The 526-nt window shown below is 67.7% G+C and carries 1 protein-coding gene; it reads left to right on the top strand.

What is annotated here, in order from left to right; genetic code table 11:
- Positions 1-14: 14 nt before the first annotated feature.
- A partial coding sequence (locus RZO55_RS00900; RefSeq protein WP_318062422.1) for a beta-ketoacyl synthase N-terminal-like domain-containing protein occupies positions 15-526 on the top strand: 512 nt, incomplete at its 3' end.

The following is a 526-nucleotide window of genomic DNA, read 5'->3' on the forward strand; positions in this document are numbered from 1 at the left end:
GCGGAGGGCTGGATATGATCCAGCGGGAATACGCCCGGGTGTTGACCCAGGGGCCGAATCGGCTCAGCCCCTATCTCGCTCCGGCGATGCTGGCGAATATGGCTTCCGGAGAGATTGCCGTCGCCACCGGTGCGCGGGGGATATCGGCGGCGGTGGTGACCGCCTGTGCCACCGGTAGCAGTTGTATCGGTGAGGGAATGCGCGCGATCCAGCATGGCACCGCCGATGTGGTGCTCGCCGGGGGAGCGGAGGCGCCGATCACCCCCCTCGGCCTGGCCGCCTTTTCCAAGATTCGCGCCTTGTCCCGGCGAAACGACGATCCCCAAAGGGCATGCCGCCCCTTCGACCGGGATCGGGACGGATTTGTCGCCGGGGAAGGGGCGGGAGTGGTCGTTTTGGAGGAAGCGGATCACGCCCGGAGGCGGGGGGCGACGATCTATGCGGAATTGGTCGGATACGGCTCCAGCACGGATGCTTACCACATTACCGCCCCCGATCCCGAGGGGGCCGGGGCGGTCCGGGCGAT

The sequence above is a fragment of the Clostridium boliviensis genome, from assembly GCF_033342255.1.
Taxonomy (GTDB): Bacteria; Bacillota; Clostridia; order Lachnospirales; family Lachnospiraceae; genus Lacrimispora; species Lacrimispora boliviensis.